This is a genomic window from Pseudomonas sp. B21-021 (genome assembly GCF_024749205.1).
Classification (GTDB): domain Bacteria; phylum Pseudomonadota; class Gammaproteobacteria; order Pseudomonadales; family Pseudomonadaceae; genus Aquipseudomonas; species Aquipseudomonas paraglycinae.
Map to the genome: position 1 here is coordinate 2,915,729 of NZ_CP087192.1, position 17,502 is coordinate 2,933,230.

A 17,502-nucleotide genomic window follows, 5' to 3' on the forward strand; every position below is an offset into this window, starting at 1 on the left:
GTATTTCGTTATCATCCGCTTTTACATGAACTTAGGTAGGAGTGGTAAAGGTGGCGTTACGGCGAAGTTTCGGGAGGAGAAACGATCAAAACAACCTCCATGTCGAGGGTTTCGAGGTTGCCAACACACAAGCTGGCCACGATGCAGCAATATCCACTTCCAGCGAAGACTACCTCGACCGATTGCCGATTGCACATTCAATGTATAGAACCATAAAATCCGCACATGGTGGATATTCTACACGCATGGGGTTGTACGGGGAGTGGGGCGCAGGGAAGACCAGTTTACTCAACCTTTTGCGTGACATCGCAGTGGCGCAGGGTGATGTGGTAATCCATGTTTCTGCTTGGCGAGCGGCTGAAGCTGACAGTTTTATGACTACTCTTAGTCGTGAAATGAATTCAGAAATTGAAAAGCGTAATAAAAAAACCTCGCTGAAGTTTAAGCTTAAGCGTCTTGTTCACAAGTTATCTTTAGGCTATGTCAGTATTGCTGAAGCAACAGGGCAGGCGTCAGGAAAGCTTGACGGTGATATCTCCCAGATGATCACAGCCAGTGCGGCGTTTACAGGAGCAATCGCTAAGTCTGTGGAGCAACGTTTAAGCTTGAGCTCAGAGACGGTTGAGCAACTCCGGGAATTACTGAAAGAACATCAGGTAATTGTGTTTGTTGACGATCTTGATCGTGCAGATCCGAGAATATTACCTAAAACCCTGATGACTCTACGCGAATATTTGGATTGGCCGGGATTTGCTTTTGTGCTGGCTTTTGATAAGGAAATAATAACTCGTTCTCTCGATGATTACTCTGCTGCATTTTCATCTGTCCGTCAGCCATTTTTGGAAAAAATAATTGATGTGACTTATGACCTCAAAGTACCACCAAAGCATTTTTCGGTACGCATGGCTGAACAGGTGCTGGACCAGTACTGCGAATTCATTCCAGTAAATGCAAGGAATGCTGCCGCTCAATGGTTCCCCGATAATCCAAGGCAAATAAAAAGCATCGCACGCGAATTGAGCGGACTCAGACAGTCAGCAGTTCGTCATGGAGAGGGTGAGTTGAGATGGGAGGCAATCATAATTCAGACTTTGTTTAGGCGTGAATCTGAAGCGTTGGTAGAGATTGTTGAACGAACCTTGCTGGGCAAGGGAAAGCCATCGTTAGGGATTGCCTTTGACCGGGAGAGAAAAACTGAAGCTGCCACTCTGTTGAACAACGCTATGAATGCATCAGGGTGCGAGCAGGGTAGCCTAGAGTTTGATCGCTTGTATAAGTTGATCGTTAAGCTTCAAGGGTTGCGAACGTTTCAGGACCCAGAACAAATAAATTATGAGATGCAGTTAGGGACGCACGCACCGTGTTTTACACAGCAAGAGATTGGCCAACTAATTGAGAAGTGGAGTACGGATGTTGATGATCAATGTTTGGCTTGCGCATTAGATCTATCCGCAGAGCGAGCGCTTACAGACTCGCTTGAAGCTTCGCATAAATTATTGAATATGACGCTTGATCAATACGTCATCTGTACTCGCCAACTAAGGTTGCCAAAGATAAAGGCTGGCAGGGAAAATTCGCTTGTGTTGGCAGAGCGAATTGCTCAATTTCTCATTAATCTAATTAAACAGGACAAGATAAGTGCTCTCGTAGTTGCTTCTGGTGGTTTAGAGTTCTGTAGCCGCGCATTGGACGTTAGCATTGATCTTTCACAGTATTGTAATGCTGATGAGGCACTGCTGCGTGTGCTAGAACGTCAGCTTGTGAGGCACACGGCGGAGCGTTGCTCAAACAAAGTATCATTGTTTTATCGGTGTTTTAGACACAATAGGCAGTCGGGGTTGCCTGAACTTGCTATGATCGTTCAGCAGCTAACTGCGGATGCGGCGGTAGACAATGCTTTGGAGTTATTCACGACAGCCAACGGTATTTATCTGTCCCACTTGGAGGGCGAAGAAAATCAACGCGCGGCCTTGCTTCGGGATAAGGACTCTTTGCTATATTCCCATAGCCACAAATCTAAGCTTCTAAATTTATGGGAGAATGTCGGCTCTTCAGAGCAGCAAAGTATTCTTGCAAAAAACTCTTTAGACTATCTCAATATGGTAGCCAATCGGATGACAGGGTTTTCATCGTTCGCCATTGAACACATAAAAATAATTGAAGCGTGCTGGGGAGCAGTGACTCGAGAGCGATGGCTCTCAAGCGGCATCGGAGATTTGGAATCATTGAGGTATCAGCTTCAAACCTGGGGAGTTGATGTGGGAGGGTTGCCACTGCCAGAGGCAGAAGATAAATTAGAAAGTTCGGTAGGTAATACATTTTCATTCCGATAGTTGAATCGCTTCTGCTTCTCTTGATAATTTGACTTTACTGGCTCCTTAAGAAAGTCTGATCCGAATGTCCACTCTTGGGCGAAAGCTGCCATTCCCCATGGCAGCTTCGGTCGACGCTCACTCTTTCTGCCGACGCGTTTACCCGCCCGCAGAAGACAAACGTTTAGCCCTTCACCTCAACATGATCCAACGCCTGATTCACCGCCAACTCACTCAACATCACCAGCTGCGCAATCCCGATCGCAGTCTTGCGATGGGCAGGCTCCAGCGTGGCAGCAAAGTTATTAAGCATTTCGCTGGCGGACCCCAGCGATTCGCTGGCATTGGCCAGTAGGGATTCAGTGTTGTAGGCCGGGTTGGCCATATACATGGGGTCGTGCTTGTGATGGCTGCCCATGATCCGTTGCTGCGGGGTGAGGTAGTGATCGAGCGCGCGTTCTGCCGCTTCGTTCAGGGTTCGGGAATCGGGGAATTTGTAGGGAGAAACCGGATCGGTTTCCGGTGGGTTCGGTGTTGGTTTGAACATGGATGAATCCTCTAGCGCGATTACCAAAAGGAACCATCACCCTTCGCTACCAAACGTTGGGTGGCGGCCATACGCGGGTTGGTAGACCGGTCGCACTAGAACCCGGCGCCCACGAATGAGCCCCACGCATGACCACCATGAAATCCGAGCCCTGAGAAAGGGCTGCACACGGTGACGCCATGAGTCTAGAACGAAGCGGGCTACCAAACCCCATCACTGTTTTTCAGTGACCCGGAAACGATAGAACCCGCGTCCCAGACGCACAAGCCGGCGGATTCTGGCGTAGTCGTAGGCAATGACGCAAGGCGTTGTAGCCTTGAGGAAGTAACGCTGAGTGTCTTTAAACAGCAGAGGCCGAAACCCTTAAACAACCTCCGATGGCGCCCGCCACTGATCGCCATACGAAGCGAGACATTTGTACGATGCCGAGTTGCAGCTCTCCGCTGTACCCGCCCTGGTGTCAGTGTTAGCTCAATTGGCCGGGGCAACCGATTAAATCCATGGCAGCCACAACGCTCATTCAGCCCTTATAGAGCAGCGCATCCACCACAACCCCAAACGCCGACGACTGCTCACGACGATTAGGATAGTAAAGGTGGTAACCCGCAAAGGGTTGGCACCAGTCCTCAAGCACCCGCACCAGACTGCCGTCATCCAGCTCCCTGGCGACCATATCCTCCGGCAGAAACCCCAAACCACATCCAGCCACCGCCGCGCGCAGGATCGGCACGCTGCTGTTGAATGTCCATTGCCCCTCGACCCGGGCCTTCAGTTCGCGGCCGTCCTTTTCAAAATCCCATTGCATCAGGCTGCCGTGGGTGGGCAGGCGCAGATTGATGCAGTTGTGCGCGGCCAGATCGCCCGGCGTTATGGGAATCGGGCGGTCTTTGAAGTATTGGGGGGAGCCCACGACGGCGATGCGCAACGAAGGACCGATGGGCACGGCGATCATGTCCTTGGCCACCTGTTCACCCAGGCGAACACCGGCGTCAAAGCGTTGCGCAACGATGTCGGTGAGGGCGTAGTCGACAATGATCTCGACTTTGATGTCGGGGTAGTCAGGCAGCACCTTCGACAGCTTGGGCCAGAGAATATTGTTCGCCGCATGTTCGGACGCGGAGATCCGCACACTGCCGGCCGGGGTGTCGCGAAACTCACTGACCGCGGCCAGTTCCAGTTCGATTTCATCGAAGCGTGGCGCCATCGATTGATACAGGCGTTGACCTGCTTCGGTCGGCGAAACGCTGCGGGTGGTTCGCGTCAGCAGGCGCACGCCCAGCCGTGTTTCCAGCGTGCGCATGGTGTGGCTCAGCGCTGATTGCGAGACGCCCAGTTGTGCGGCCGCGCGGGTGAAGCTGCCTTCGCGGGCGATGACCACGAAGGCTTGCAGGTCGTTGAGGTTGGCGCGGGACATTGATGAAAACCTCTCATGAGGGGCGCGGGATTAATCCATGAAACCAGGTTGCGCACGGATGCGCGACCCCCAGAGCGTTCATTACAGCGTGCGGGCGTAAAACGCACTCAGCTTGCTGATGGCGGCGTCGACATAGCGCGGCACCCAATAGGTTTCGATGTGGGTGGCGCCCTCGAGGATGAACACTTCCTTGTCCGTGGTGCCAGTGGCTTTGGGGAAGGCGTCCTGAGTCATGTACAGGCTGTCAGCCTTGCTGCCGGCGATCATCAGCAACGGTTGATTGATCAGCTCGATCTGGTGGGTGGCGTCAAAGCGCATCAGGTCGATGAGGCTGCTGGTGGTGTATTTGAACGTCGAGTTCGGGTGCGCGTGGGTCTTCCAGTAATACTCGTAGCCCTGGCGATAGAGTTCGAACGGCAATTTGGCGATCTGCTCATCCGTCAGGTTGGCATCACCGGAATACAACACCGCGCCACCGGCGGCTTCCTGCGCGCGGGCCGCCGATGCCTGTTGCAGACGTTGCTGAATGCTGTCCATCTGCGAGTCGTTGTAGCCGTTGCGGCGCACCCGGCCCGAGTTGAACATGCTGACGGTCGCCAGCGATTTGAAGCGCTTGTCGGTTTGTGCCGCCGCCAGCGAATAACCGCCACCGCCACAGATGCCGAGCAGGCCCAGGCGTTTGTCATCGACGCCGGCAAACTGGCTGATGAAGTCGGCCATGCCGTGAATGTCTTCGATGCGATACGCGGGTTTATCGATGCTGCGCGGCTGACCACCGCTGGCGCCCTGATACGCCGCATCGGCGGTGATGGTGATGTAACCCTGTTCGGCCAGACGCTGGGCGTACAAACCGGCGACTTGTTCTTTCACGCCACCATTCGGGTGTGCGACGACCACGGTCGGGTAGGTTCGCTTCGCGTCGTAGTTGGCCGGGGTGTAGACGTTGGCGGCGATGTCGAGTCCGTTGAGTTTGTAGCTGACCGGATGAATGTTGACCTTGCCCGGTTCGTTCCTGGTGAGCGCGCCGTCATAGGCGAGGGTGAACGGGTTCTTTTTGTAGTCGGCGGCCAGGGATTCGCCGGCACAGAGGCCGACCAATGCCGACATGACCGTGGCTTTGAGAGTGTTTTTCACGTGAAGCTCCTGAGCAATCAAAAGGGCGGCAGTCGAAAGAAGGGGACGGGTCAATCCAGCTGTTTTTCTTTGAGGAATTGCGCCACCAGATCGGCGATCTGCACGTTGTTCAGATCCGACATGGGGAAGTGGGTATTGCCGTGGATGCCGATCTCCGGCAGGTGAATCAGGCGTACATCGCCGCCGTGCCGATTGACCGCGTCACGCCATAGCCGGGCCATCTTCAGGCGGGCGCGCCAACTGTCCTGAGCAGGCAGGTCGACGGCCTGTTCGGGGATGTTGTCGCCGTACAGGATCAGAATCGGAATACGCGTCAGCGCCATGAATTGCTCGATTGGCACGGCTGCGCCTTGCACCGTGTCGAACGCGCTGGGAATCGGCGCCGGCACTTCACCTTCGGCAAACACAAAGCTGCTGCCAGGCTCGAACGCCACGATGGCCTTGACCTTGTCGTTCTTGATCGCCGTCAACCAGCCCGGTCCGCCACCCTGGGAATGGGTGAACAAGATGCCCGGGCCGATTCGATCAAAAACGGCTGACACACCATCGGAGACCACGCCCATGTCGAAAGGCCCGGTGTTCGGCGTCATCGCACGAAAAAACTGCTCGCGGCTCTGCGCGTCCCGCGCCACTTGTACGCCGTTGAAGTAGTTCGGCCACAGGCCAATGCGGAACTGGTTGAACCACAGTTGCTCGTCCGGCACCGGTTTGATGGTCGTCTCGACACTGCTGCGACCCGCATCGCCGCGCCGAGGCTGATCAATCAGATAGACGCCGTAGTGGCGACGCAGAAACAGGTTCTGAAAACCCTCGCGGCCATCGGCGGTGGTTTCCCAGGTCTTGGAAAACTGACCGGCGCCGTGCCACATGACGATGGGCAGTTTTCGCGCATCGACCGGGATCTGGTAGAACGCGTAGGCGTGGTCGCCGTGGTAGGTCTGGCCGTCGGGCGACAGCGGCTTGCGCGGATCGAAGGTGCCCGGTGCGGTGGTCATGGTTCCGCCAGCGGCGAAGCTGCCTTGTTTCTGAATCAGCAATGGGCTTTCGGGTTGGTTTGCGCAGGCGCTCAACAGGCTTAACAGAGTGAGAACCGGCAGGGTTTTGGCAGGCATCATGTCATTTCACCGAAGCCGCGAGGGCTTGGGTCAGCGCCGTGTTGGCCCGTTCGACGGTCTGTGCATCGCTGTGCTTTTTCAATTGCTCGGTGACTTGGCGCAACTGCGTTGCGCTGAGCCCCACGCGCAGACTCGCCAGCATGTGCGAGCGCAATTGCGGTTCCACGCCCGGAGTCGCCGCCAGCGCGCCGACGGTCGCCAGTTCACGGCTTTGCCAGTCGAGGTTGTCACGCTCGAAGATGTCGCCGAACAGGTGGGTTTGCAGGAACCGGTTGATCACCGGAGCAAACTCGAACACCGGGCCTTTGACCAGGGCGCCGGAAATCTTCGTTTGATTGGCGGTGCCAGCTTTAAGCAGTTCTTCGCCGGTTGGAATTGCCCGGCTTGGCTCACGTCCCGGCGCATCCTCGATGCCGCGTTGCTTGCGCGCTTGGACGACGGACATCAACTCATTCAACGCATTGAGGCTGCGCGGGAAGCCGACGTAGGCGTAGAGCTGCACGAGAATTTCCCGTGCTTCGCTGACGGTCAGACCCGCGTCGAGTCCCTGGTTGAGCGCCACGTTGAGGTTGGGCATGTCGCTGGTGGCCATGAACGCGGCGATCAGGGGAATCGCCTGCTGTTTCTTCGACAGTGTGTCGATGCTGGCTTGTGTGCCGGTCGTGTCTTGCGGTGTCGCTGGATCGTATTGGGCCTGCGAGACTTTCTCGGCCCAGGTGACCGTCTTGCCGTCCTCGGCTTCAGCAATCGCAATGTGCGTCATGCCGGTGCTCGCTGTGGCGCCATGCCAGTGACGGGTGAGCGGGGGGATCCAGACAATGTCGCCCGGGCGGATTTCCTGACGCGGCCCGCCTTCTTGCTGCACGTAGCCAACCCCGGCCGTGACGATCAGCGTCTGCCCCAACGGATGGGTATGCCACGCGGTGCGTGCGCCAGGCTCGAAGGTCACCGTGCCGCCACCGACACGTGCCGGCAGCTCGCCCTTGAACAGGCCGTCCACGCGCACTGTGCCGGTGAAGTTTTCGGGTGCGCCCTGGATAGAAGGTTGGGAGCCTTTCGGGGTAATGCGGATTTCACTGGCGGCTGGGGCTTCTGCGCTGATGAGCGATAAGGCAACGAATGGCGCGATCAATCGATTCATCGGCCGACCCGCGCCTTGAGAGCTTCGGGATAGCGCTCGCCTTCGATGTGGATCTGCGCCAGTGCCGTATCAATTGCCTTGAGTTCGCTGGCGTCGAGCGTGATGTCAGCTCCACCGAGGTTTTCTTCCAGACGATGCAGTTTGGTTGTACCGGGAATCGGCACAATCCACGGTGCCTGCGCGAGCAGCCAGGCCAATGCGATTTGCGCCGGTGTTGCTTGTTTCTGCGCGGCGATCTGCCGGATCAACACCACCAGCCCCTGATTGGCCTGCAACGCTGACTGGCTGAAGCGCGGGACGATGCTGCGAAAGTCGTCACTGCCGTAAGTGGTTTCGGCAGACACGGTGCCAGTGAGGAAACCCTTGCCCAGCGGACTGAACGGCACGAAGCCGATGCCCAGCTCCCAAAGCGTCGGCAGAATTTCCTGCTCCGGCTCGCGCCACCACAACGAATATTCGCTTTGCAGCGCCGTGACCGGTTGCACCGCATGGGCGCGTCGGATGGTTTGCGCACCGGCCTCCGACAGGCCGAAGTGTTTGACCTTGCCTTCGCCAATCAGCGCTTTCACCACACCGGCCACGTCCTCGATCGGCACGTCCGGATCGACCCGGTGCTGGTAGAGCAAATCGATGTAATCGGTCTTCAGCCGGCGCAACGAACCCTCGACAGCGATCCGGATATGCTCGGGGCGGCTGTTGAGGATCTGCTGTTTATTGTCGTCGCCGAAGGTAAAGCCGAACTTGGTGGCGATGACCACTTGATCGCGGACCGGCGCCAGCGCTTCGCCCACCACTTGCTCATTCAGATAGGGCCCGTAGACCTCGGCGGTATCGAAGAACGTCACGCCTTGATCAACCGCTGAGCGGATCAGGGAAATGGCTTGTTGAGTATCAGTGGCGGGGCCGTAGCCATGGCTCAGACCCATGCAGCCAAAGCCAAGGGCCGATACGGTGAGTGAGCTGTTGCCGAGTGTTCGCTTATGCATTCTGATCTCCCGTGGTTTGGCGTTGGGGGAACAGTAAGCGAGCGCAGGAGAGGGGACTAGACGGGTAAATCGGCAAGGGTTTATGAGTTGCGCTCATCAATCCGACAGGACCGGTGAGCGCCAGATGATTTCAGCGGCTCACGAGGTTTTCTCGAACCCATTGCTCCGCGTTGGTGACTAGAATGGATTGCTGTTCGTTGAACGTGCCAGCTTTCGGCCAAGCCACGCCTCTGCCTTGTGCGAACACGGCGCGATACTTTTTGATGTGGTGGGTGGGATCTTTTTCAAGTTCCTGGATCAGGTGCTCAACAGTCCAGACGTTGCGTTTGAACGGACGTTCAAGCACCCGTTCAAGGATGCTCGCCATTTGTCCGTAGGTCACGGTGTCGCCGGAAAGGTAGACGATCTGATTGCGAAAGCGCGGCTCGAAGAAGACGATTTCGGCGGTCAACCTGCCGATGTCTTGCGGTGTGGTGAGCGTCACGCTGTTGTCGAGACTGCCGAGGGCGTTGACTGTGTCGTTTTCGAAGTCCACCACCTCAAACACTGGCTCGAACAGGAAGCTGGTGAACATGCCCGTCGAGATGATGACCCACTCGGTTTTATCCTGGGCGCGTAGCAACTCGCGCACATCGAGCTGAGCATCGAACAGGTCCTGAGGACTGCCTCGTCCGATCACCTCGAAATCCACACCAAACTGCCAGGGAAAGTAGCGCTTCACACCGGCCTTGAGCGCTGCGGTGGCAAGCTTCATCGGCGTTTCCCGACCCGCCACCATGCCTGCGCAGCCGATGACGGTATCGAATCGGGCGAAGACTTCAGCCAACTGATCGATCGAATCACTCACCAGGTCGGCGGCGACCATTTGGATCCCCAGACTCCGCAGCTCATCGATTTCTGCCTTTTTCTCAGGCACCTGGGTGCTGATGGTCGAGGCCCTGAGCAAGACACTGACTGTGGATCCGGGTGCGCGTTTTGCGACCTGTGCGAGATTGCGCAAAACCGGCAGGCCGAGTTCGCCGGCGCCGAGTACGAGAATCGATTGGGGGGAAGGCTGTGTTGCTTCGGTCATGATGTCTCCTGAAACCTGCTGTCTGTAAGATGGGCAAATACTTGCACCATTCGACAGCACCAGTAAGAAGGCACACGTGTGATACCGGGAGGAGAAATGACCGACCAAGAGACTCTTGGCCAGGCAGAAATGATCTGCCAGACGCTGAGAGACGATGATGACGGCGTCCGTCGAGAAGTCCTCACGCATGCCGGCAGTCGCTGGTCGTTGGGCATCCTGCACGCCTTGGGTGTGTACGGCACGATGCGTCATGCCGAGATCAAGCGACAGATGAGGGGCGTGACTCAGCGCATGTTGACCAAGACGCTGCGCTCACTGGAGCGTGATGGTCTTCTGATTCGGCGGGAGTTCGGTGAAGTTCCGCCGCGTGTCGAATACGAGCTTACGCCACTGGGCATGGGGCTTTTGGTCCGTATGTCGCCTGTGTGGACGTGGGTGGTCGAAAACGTCGACGACATTCGCAAGGCACGTCGTGCTTTCGACACTCAGGTTGACCAAAAACCTTCTTGGCAAGTCCCCACGCCCATGGCAGTGGATTCAGAGGTGCCTTAGTGAATCGGCACGGGCGCGTTGCTTCAGAGAAAAGGGGACATCAGTCCCCTTTTTGATTTTTTGCCATTTTCTGTCTCGGCATTGAGGATTCGGGTCGGCTTTTACAAAACTAGCTAAGCAAGTTAGCTATATGCTAGTGTCGCTCGCCTCAAACCGAATCCCTCGATCTCCGGACAAGACCTGCGCATGTCATTACCCACATCACCGCCCAATCCTGCCGAAGATCCACGCACCCTACAAATCGCCAGCGATGCCGTTGGCCAGCAGTTGCAACAGATCGCCATCCTGACCCGTGCTGCGGCCGGCCAGTTGGGCGTGATGCTGGGCATCAATCAGACCGACGTGGCGGCGCTGGAGCATCTGATCACCGACGGGCCGTTGCCGCCGACCGAGCTTGCTTCGCGTCTGTCCGTGACCACGGCGGGCATCACCCAGGTTATCGACCGGCTGGAGCGCGCCGGGCACGTGGTTCGCGAGCGACAGCTCAACGACAAGCGCCGGGTGCTGGTGTGCCCGGTGCCGGCGTCAGTGGCGCAGGCCTATCGGCATATCGCGCCCATGCTCAATGGGTTGAGCGCGGTGCTGGGGGCGCTCGACGACCGGGATCGTGCAGTCATCGAGACCTTTCTGGGCCGGGTGATCGAGGTCTACCGCAACACGTTGCCGGGCAGCACGACCGTCACTTCTGAAACGCAGGACGCAGAATGAAACCACAGAAAATACTCGTCACCGGTGCAAGCATCGCCGGCCCCGCGTTGGCGTATTGGCTGTCGCGTCAGGGCATGGACGTCACGGTGGTCGAGCGGGCGCCGGCGTTTCGCGATGGCGGGCAAACCATCGATGTGCGCGGCGCCGGGCGTGAAGTGGTGCGGCGCATGGGGCTGGAGGAGCTGATTCGTGCGAACACGACGCACGAGCAGGGCATCGCTTTCGTTGACCGCGACAACCAGACCAAGGCGTTCATCGGGGTCGATGCGTTTGACGGTGACGGGCCGATCGCGGAGCTGGAAATCCTGCGTGGTGAGCTCGCCAAGCTGTTGATCCAGCACAGCGAAGACCGAGTTACGTACCGGTTCGGCGACAGCATCGAAACCATCGAGGACGATGGCGAGCAGGTTCACGTGCGTTTCGAGCAGGGCGGAGAGCAGGTGTTCGATCTGGTGATCGTGGCCGAAGGGATCGGTTCGACAACCCGCAATCAGGTGTTCGGCGATGAAGTGAAGCGGCGCCCCCTCGATCTCTACACGGCCTATTTCACCGTGCCTCGACAGCCGAGCGACGGCCAGGTGATGCGCTGGCACAACTTGCCGGGCGGTCGCTGCGTCTGTTTACGTCCTGACAACCTCGGCACCACGCGCGCGTTTTTGTCTTTTCAGCAGGCGCCGAGCGGATACGAGAAGCTGTCGCAGGACGAACAGAAATCCTTGTTAAAAAAACTGTTTGCCGACGCGGGTTGGGAGACGCCTCGCGTGCTCGCCGCGCTGGATGACACGACTGACCTTTATCTGGAAGCGGTGGGTCAGGTCAAAATGCCCCATTGGTCCAAGGGGCGCATCGCGCTGCTCGGGGACGCGGCGTATTGTGCGTCGCCCATCAGCGGCATGGGCACCAGCCTTGGACTGTGCGGCGCCTACGTGCTGGCCGGAGAACTCGGGCGCCACGCCGATCACCATCAGGCCTTCGCCGCCTATGAAGCGCTGATGCGTCCATTCGTGGCTCAGGCGCAAAGCGTGCCCAAGTTCGCCCCAAGGCTGGCCTCGCCGCATTCGCGTCTGGGCATTGCACTCGGCCATGCCGTGCTGCGGATGGCCACTGCGCCGGGGCTCAAGAAACTGTTCGGCAAAATCCTTTCGCCGAAAGCCGACGCCATCGTCCTGCCTGACTACGACGACTCACCGCGAGCATAAACCTCACAACTCGATCGCCCAGGTCTGGCTCACCAGCTCTTTGCCGAAGCTGTGAATCGGCTCTTCCTCGACCAACTCAAACCCCGCCCGCTGATACAACCGGCGGGCATCCACCAGATTGCTGGTGGTCCACAGAATCATCTTTTTGTAGCCGATATCACGGGCAAACCGCAGGCATTCCTCGACCAGCCGATTGCCGATTCCCAAGCCCCGCGCGCTGGCATCCACGTAGAGCATGCGCAGTTTTGCGGTGGTTTCGTCGTGGCGGATGACGAACACCGAACCCACCACCTTGCCGTCCTTCTCCGCAATCCAGCAGCGCTCGCCCGTGGGGTCGAATTCGCGCAGGTATTTGGCGACAACCTCTGACACCAGCGCTTCGAACTCTGAATTCCAGCCGTACTCACGGCTGTAGATCGCCGTCTGCTGATGCACCACCAGGCCCATGTCACCGGGTTGCGGATCGCGCAGCAGATAGGTCGTCGGTTGGCCACCTTCGAGCAGGGTTTGAATCTGCTTCATCGAGGCGATCAGTTGCAGTTGCTGCGGTTCGGCCAGGCGTTCGAGCAGGGTGATGACCTCTTGCCGCGAGGCTTGCTCCAGCGGCGCGAGGATCTCGCGGCCGAGGTCGGTGATGTGCAATTGACTGGCGCGAGCGTCGGTGGCGGAGGGGACTTTCTGGATCAGGCCCTTTTTGTCGAAACCGCTGATGATCCGGCTCATGTAACCCGCGTCGAGGCCGAGCATCTGGCGCAGGTCGGCGCTGGTCAGGTCACCGCCGGAGGCGAGTTCGTAGAGGATGCGCAACTCGGTCAGCGAGTAATCGCTTTGCAGCAGATGCTCCTGCAACACGCCGATCTGGTGAGTGTAGAAGCGGTTAAATTGCCGAACGATGTCGGCGCGGTCGGTGATGGTGGACATGGCGGGATGCTCATATGGTTGCCTTGGGCAACTATATAGTTGCCTAAGGCAATCAAGTCAAATGAATGATTTCATGATCCCGAACGCAAAGTCCTCCGGATCGAACCGCTCAGTCGTGTCCATTTGTATGCTTCTGAGGCCCACCGTTTCCAGGTGTGTGGCGTAGAGCGATTCGGAAAAACAGGTGATCAACAGGGTGCGCCGGCGTGCGCCGCTGGCGTTCAGGCTACCGGCGTGGATCAGGTCGGCATCGAAGATCAGGATGTCGCCCGCGCTGCCCGTCAGTTGCACGGATCGGGACTCGTCAGTGGAGTCGAACGGAGGCTCGCCCAGAGCAGGGCGATGGCTGCCGGGAACGATGCGGGTCGCACCGTTTTCCGGGCTGTAATCGTCGAGGTACACCAGCGCGTTGACGGTGTCGCCGGGGCGTTGCGCCGACAAGTCGCGGTGCAACTGTTGGTGGCCGCCATTGGCGAGCGGTTCTCGGCCCTCGACCTGAGAGAGGAAGAAGCGCTCGCCGATCAACTCGCCCACCACCGCCAGTAATTGTGGCAATCGGCACACGGCCTGAACGGTCGGGTCAGTGTCCAGCTGCGAATGGCGCCAGTCGCTGCCACGGGGCACGGGCCATTCGTTTGAGGGTTTGATGCCGGTATCGAAAGCGAGGCGAAGGGCGGCCAGCCACGTGATCGGAACCGCTCCAAAGAGCAGTGCGTAGCCTTTGCTATGGAGTAGTTCGCGGCTCGTCATGGCTTCATCAGTCTCCCTTTTTACAATCAGGACGAGTATTGCCGATCGTGATCATGCCGACGCGAACCTCGGTATCGCTGCCGTAACCCCAAGACAATCGGTCTCCGTAACTCACCAGATCGTAGATCTCGCTTTCGCCAAGTAACTGACCATCGCGATTATCGTACAAACGGAAAAAGGCAGGAGACTCCCAGCTGACAAACCACTGAGTTTCGAAGGCGTCGTCCGGCGGTGCTTGAGGGTGAAGGAAGTTGGGCAGTAGCCAGAAAGGTCTGAACGTTTGCACCCTGAAGCAGCCATCAGGGCTGATATCAGCGGCATAGGCTGGCTTCGCCAACGCCTTCTCCCACCACTCGGAAACACTCCACAGCCCGACACAAAACAATAGCCCGGCAAGGACGATCTTCAGCCGCCGAGAAAAGGGCGAACGCCGACTATCTGAGCGCGTAGACATACGCATCCATTGCCGTCCCGTCATCCAGCGTCACCTGAGTCAGTACACGCTGATACTCCGCCCCTTCAAACTCATCCAGCGCCGCCCAGTGCAGGTGGAAATTCTCGGAGGCGAAGACGAAACCTTCAATGACATCACCATCCTCGGCAATCACCAGCCCGGGAAAGCCCATCGCCGCGCCCCATCCGGCCTGCGACAGGCGCCCCTTTAGCGAAGCAGCCTGCCACGTGCCGCCGATGTTCAGCATCACATGCTCATTCGGCCGCCCAGGGCCCAGGGTTCCATAAACGAAGAGACGTTCCACGATTGCTCCTGCCAGTCAAAAAAGGGAGGGATCCTGACGTATCAACGATGTGCAGGCAACAGCGCGATCAGTTCTGCACCGACCGACTCAGAAAACCGTCGATCAACGCCACCACCTGTTGCTGGATCACCTCACGGGAACGAGCGCCGCTGTCCGCACAGATGATGCCTTCGCCGGGCGAATCCTCTTCGAGCAGGGGAATGGCCGGCGACTGCAATTCGCCCGTTCGAGGCCGTGCCAAATTGCCGTTTTTCATTGTTTTTATCGTCCTTGATCAAATCGGGCAAACAGGACGTTCGCCCAGACGTTCTACCAGTCTTACGAGATAACCGTCCGGATCCTGAACGAGAAACTCACGCTGGCCGACTTCGACGTCGTCAGCGCGATACCAGGTGTCTTTGCAGGTTTTATAGAGTGGAACTTGTGCGGCGCCCAGTCTTTCGATGATGGGAGCAACCACCTCAACGTCAATCTGCAGATTGACGCCTCTTCCGAAAGGTTTGTTCAGATCCGCCGTCAGCCACTGGCCTGCATGCGGTTCAACCTGCTCGAGCATGACTTGAGCGCCATTCAGGTCGAGGTAGGCGAAGCCATCTTCCGGGCGTTGATAAGCGATGTTGAAGCCCAGGCAGGAGACCCAGAAAGCGAAGCTGGCCTGCAGGTCCGTAACCATCAATTCTGGAACCAGTTTGTTCCGTTGAAACATGGGGTGAATTCCTTTTCATTCGGTACGTTGCCAGGAGGCACAGAGGGTCAAGTGGCGAGGTAGGGTTTCACCGACTCTTGAAGAAGATCTACCAGCTCGGGATCCATGTACTGATAGTCATCCGGAATATCCAGAGAGTGAATCCGCTTGTGCTCGAGCAGCCGGGCGTACTCGGCCCGCAGACGATTCAGGTGTTTGGTTTCCATCACAAAAATGAAATCGGCCCAGCGAATATCCGCTGGGCCGACGGTTTTGCGTGCATTGGGGCTGGTGCCCGCGGAGCGGACATTGAAGCCGGGACGGCGACGCCAGACTTCTTCGGCCGTCGGGCTGCGCCATTGGTTGCGACTGCAAATGAACAGTAGATTCGTCACGATTGATCCAACAATTGGCGGGTAGAGCGAACGGGATAGCTCATGCCGAGTTGGCGAGCCCTGACCAGTTTGGTGGACCGGATGTACATCAGCTTCCAGTTTTTTTCCGGCTTGAACGCCTGCGGGCGAACTGCTTTGTCACTGCCGTGTTTACGGGCCTGGGTGCGTCTCCAGGCGCGAGTTCTTTTCATGGTCTGTCCTCGTGAATACCGGGTTCAGCAGCCGCGGTAATACGAGTCGGGCGTATGGTAAGCGCGAATCGGGGAAGTGGCCAGCCATTGAGCCTTGCACTATGGGAAACGAGTGATTGCGTCCTGCTTTACTGTCCAGTTTCTGGTCCTGCCCAACTCGATAGCCTAAGAAGTTGGTGGCCATGAAGGCGAAAATCACTACTTGCGTCGCCGGCTTCTGATCCATTGGAGCGGCAGCTATTGGCAAGGTTGATGCGTGATGGCTATTTGCGGCTACGCTTCGTCAAGGCGCCCATAACATGGATGGAAAAGAAAAATGACAGTTCATGGTCGATACGTGGCAAAGGCATTCCTGTTCGCGTCGGCGACAGCATTGATCGGTTGCAGTACCCCGTACGAAGAGCTTCGGTTCCATGGCACCGATGGTGGTCCGGCTCCCGAGATCGTGGGGATAAAACAGTTGCTTAAGATCAATAAACAGATCGACATCATGATCATCCACGGTATGTGCACTCACGACTCTGAGTGGGCGAACAAGTCGATACAGGGCATTGCCAAACAACTTGCCGAAGGGCCTGTCGCGCCTGTCACCTTCACTGAAGTAACAGGGTCCAAAGCGCGCGTGTACAAGCGGAGTCTGTTACTACAGGACAACTCGAAAGTGAATATCTCGGCGATTGTCTGGTCACCCATCCTCACCCCGCTGAAAGAAGGTCTCTGTTACGACCAGTCTGTCAAAACAGGAATCTGCGCTAAAGGTGAGGACCGGCCCGATTTCATTGAGGCAGACATTTCTTCGCCTGCCTTCAAGGAGACGCGGGCCTCCATCAACCGCAGCCTGAAAGATGGGCTTATGGATGATTGCCTGGCAGATGCGATTGCCTATCAGGGGAAAGCCAAGGAAGAAATAAGCAGGCAGGTCCAAGAGGCAGTGCTGGTTGCCGCAACGCCAAGTGAAAACGTTCGCAGCACGGATGAGGTTCGCACGGATGCGGCAGCCAGGAAGGACATACCACTTGTAATCCATACGGCTAGTCTGGGAAGCAAAGTAGGTTTCGACGCGCTCAATTCGCTTCGGCAACAAGGTGCTGAAGGTGAAGCTGCAGCTCGCTCCACTATTCAGAGAACCTCAGCCATCTTTATGAGCGCAAACCAACTCCCGATCTTGCAAATCGCAGATATGTCTCTCACCTATGGAGGAGCGAAGGGGTTGGCTGCTGACGTACCACAGGACTCGCTCAAAGTGCTGCTTGAAACCTATGGACCACAGATATCCCTCTTCCAGACCAACAAGGGCCTTCCCCTCGGGAAACAGCAACCCTCTGACCAGCCCATGGTGGTCGTACTAAGTGATCCAAACGATGTCCTTTCCTACTCCCTTCGAAATTTCAAGCACCGTCCAGACTACGTCACGGTGGATGTAGTCGTGTCTAACGCTCCCACCTGGTTTGGAGCTTTTGAGAACCCTTTAAAGGCTCACCAGGACTACCTGGAGCAACCCAATGTAGTTGACCTTGTAGTGAACGGTAGAAAGGCGGATTAGAAATCTTCGATACACCGCAGGCGGTCCTGGTCCGCGTTGAGTTTTGCCATCTCAAGTGCCACGTAACCGCAACTGGAAT

20 protein-coding genes are annotated in these 17,502 nt (G+C 57.2%); 5 read left to right on the top strand and 15 right to left on the bottom strand.

The genetic code is table 11. The annotated features are described in order from the left end of the window. Nucleotides 1-50: 50 nt before the first annotated feature. The gene (locus LOY31_RS12955) at nt 51-2,333 is read left to right on the top strand and encodes a P-loop NTPase fold protein (protein ID WP_085604508.1); all 2,283 of its coding nucleotides are present in this window, start codon (nt 51-53) and stop codon (nt 2,331-2,333) included. A gap of 163 nt (nt 2,334-2,496) precedes the next feature. On the opposite strand, the gene LOY31_RS12960 is transcribed toward LOY31_RS12955, so the two are convergent. The 7 genes from LOY31_RS12960 to LOY31_RS12990 all read right to left on the bottom strand — a co-directional run bounded on the left by LOY31_RS12960 (nt 2,497) and on the right by LOY31_RS12990 (nt 9,721). Further along, nucleotides 2,497-2,859, bottom strand: coding sequence for a DUF6124 family protein (locus tag LOY31_RS12960; RefSeq protein WP_085604505.1), 363 nt, complete (start codon nt 2,857-2,859; stop codon nt 2,497-2,499). Nucleotides 2,860-3,379: 520 nt separating this feature from the next. Continuing rightward, nucleotides 3,380-4,273: a LysR family transcriptional regulator gene (locus tag LOY31_RS12965; protein WP_258713426.1), complete on the bottom strand. Its 894-nt coding sequence runs from the start codon at nt 4,271-4,273 to the stop codon at nt 3,380-3,382. 81 nt (nt 4,274-4,354) lie between these two features. Then, a complete protein-coding gene (locus LOY31_RS12970; RefSeq protein ID WP_258713427.1) occupies nt 4,355-5,407 on the bottom strand; it encodes an alpha/beta hydrolase in 1,053 nt (350 codons plus the stop codon). 50 nt (nt 5,408-5,457) lie between these two features. Beyond that, nucleotides 5,458-6,402 (bottom strand): alpha/beta fold hydrolase, encoded by a 945-nt coding sequence (locus LOY31_RS12975; protein ID WP_258713599.1) that lies wholly within the window; start codon nt 6,400-6,402, stop codon nt 5,458-5,460. Nucleotides 6,403-6,523: 121 nt separating this feature from the next. Next, nucleotides 6,524-7,663, bottom strand: a complete 1,140-nt coding sequence (locus tag LOY31_RS12980; protein WP_258713428.1) for a carboxymuconolactone decarboxylase family protein — start codon at nt 7,661-7,663, stop codon at nt 6,524-6,526. Continuing rightward, nucleotides 7,660-8,649, bottom strand: coding sequence for an aldo/keto reductase (locus tag LOY31_RS12985; RefSeq protein ID WP_258713429.1), 990 nt, complete (start codon nt 8,647-8,649; stop codon nt 7,660-7,662). The genes LOY31_RS12980 and LOY31_RS12985 overlap by 4 nt, the downstream gene beginning before the upstream one ends. A gap of 130 nt (nt 8,650-8,779) precedes the next feature. After that, nucleotides 8,780-9,721 (bottom strand): aromatic alcohol reductase, encoded by a 942-nt coding sequence (locus tag LOY31_RS12990; protein ID WP_258713430.1) that lies wholly within the window; start codon nt 9,719-9,721, stop codon nt 8,780-8,782. 96 nt (nt 9,722-9,817) lie between these two features. Here LOY31_RS12990 and LOY31_RS12995 point away from each other — a divergent pair, with 96 nt between their 5' ends. The 3 genes from LOY31_RS12995 (at nt 9,818) to LOY31_RS13005 (ending at nt 12,180) form a co-directional block, all read left to right on the top strand. Then, nucleotides 9,818-10,273: a helix-turn-helix domain-containing protein gene (locus tag LOY31_RS12995; protein ID WP_085604483.1), complete on the top strand. Its 456-nt coding sequence runs from the start codon at nt 9,818-9,820 to the stop codon at nt 10,271-10,273. A gap of 186 nt (nt 10,274-10,459) precedes the next feature. Next, on the top strand, nt 10,460-10,981 hold the full coding sequence (locus tag LOY31_RS13000; RefSeq protein ID WP_258713431.1) for a MarR family winged helix-turn-helix transcriptional regulator: 522 nt from the start codon (nt 10,460-10,462) through the stop codon (nt 10,979-10,981). Beyond that, nucleotides 10,978-12,180: an FAD-dependent monooxygenase gene (locus LOY31_RS13005; RefSeq protein WP_258713432.1), complete on the top strand. Its 1,203-nt coding sequence runs from the start codon at nt 10,978-10,980 to the stop codon at nt 12,178-12,180. The genes LOY31_RS13000 and LOY31_RS13005 overlap by 4 nt, the downstream gene beginning before the upstream one ends. 3 nt (nt 12,181-12,183) lie before the next feature. Here LOY31_RS13005 and LOY31_RS13010 read toward each other — a convergent pair whose 3' ends face one another. The 8 genes from LOY31_RS13010 to LOY31_RS13045 form a co-directional block, all read right to left on the bottom strand. Next, a complete protein-coding gene (locus LOY31_RS13010) occupies nt 12,184-13,101 on the bottom strand; it encodes a helix-turn-helix domain-containing GNAT family N-acetyltransferase (protein WP_258713433.1) in 918 nt (305 codons plus the stop codon). Between the two features lie 57 nt (nt 13,102-13,158). Further along, the gene (locus LOY31_RS13015) at nt 13,159-13,851 is read right to left on the bottom strand and encodes a phytanoyl-CoA dioxygenase family protein (protein ID WP_258713434.1); all 693 of its coding nucleotides are present in this window, start codon (nt 13,849-13,851) and stop codon (nt 13,159-13,161) included. Nucleotides 13,852-13,858: 7 nt separating this feature from the next. After that, entirely contained in the window at nt 13,859-14,305 is a 447-nt protein-coding gene (locus LOY31_RS13020; protein ID WP_258713435.1) for a hypothetical protein, read from the bottom strand. Next, nucleotides 14,286-14,609 carry a gamma-glutamylcyclotransferase gene (locus tag LOY31_RS13025; RefSeq protein ID WP_258713436.1) on the bottom strand — a complete coding sequence of 108 codons (324 nt, stop codon included), beginning with the start codon at nt 14,607-14,609 and terminating at the stop codon, nt 14,286-14,288. Before LOY31_RS13025 ends, LOY31_RS13020 begins: the two co-directional genes overlap by 20 nt. Before the next feature lie 67 nt (nt 14,610-14,676). Continuing rightward, entirely contained in the window at nt 14,677-14,865 is a 189-nt protein-coding gene (locus LOY31_RS13030) for a hypothetical protein (protein WP_408980471.1), read from the bottom strand. A gap of 18 nt (nt 14,866-14,883) precedes the next feature. Next, nucleotides 14,884-15,315, bottom strand: a complete 432-nt coding sequence (locus LOY31_RS13035) for a VOC family protein (protein WP_258713437.1) — start codon at nt 15,313-15,315, stop codon at nt 14,884-14,886. Between the two features lie 47 nt (nt 15,316-15,362). Continuing rightward, nucleotides 15,363-15,689, bottom strand: coding sequence for a low molecular weight protein tyrosine phosphatase family protein (locus tag LOY31_RS13040; protein ID WP_210710187.1), 327 nt, complete (start codon nt 15,687-15,689; stop codon nt 15,363-15,365). Further along, nucleotides 15,686-15,880: a hypothetical protein gene (locus tag LOY31_RS13045; RefSeq protein ID WP_258713438.1), complete on the bottom strand. Its 195-nt coding sequence runs from the start codon at nt 15,878-15,880 to the stop codon at nt 15,686-15,688. Before LOY31_RS13045 ends, LOY31_RS13040 begins: the two co-directional genes overlap by 4 nt. Nucleotides 15,881-16,196: 316 nt before the next feature. Between LOY31_RS13045 and LOY31_RS13050 the strand changes: the two genes are divergently transcribed. Further along, nucleotides 16,197-17,423: a hypothetical protein gene (locus tag LOY31_RS13050; RefSeq protein WP_258713439.1), complete on the top strand. Its 1,227-nt coding sequence runs from the start codon at nt 16,197-16,199 to the stop codon at nt 17,421-17,423. Nucleotides 17,424-17,502 lie beyond the last annotated feature (79 nt).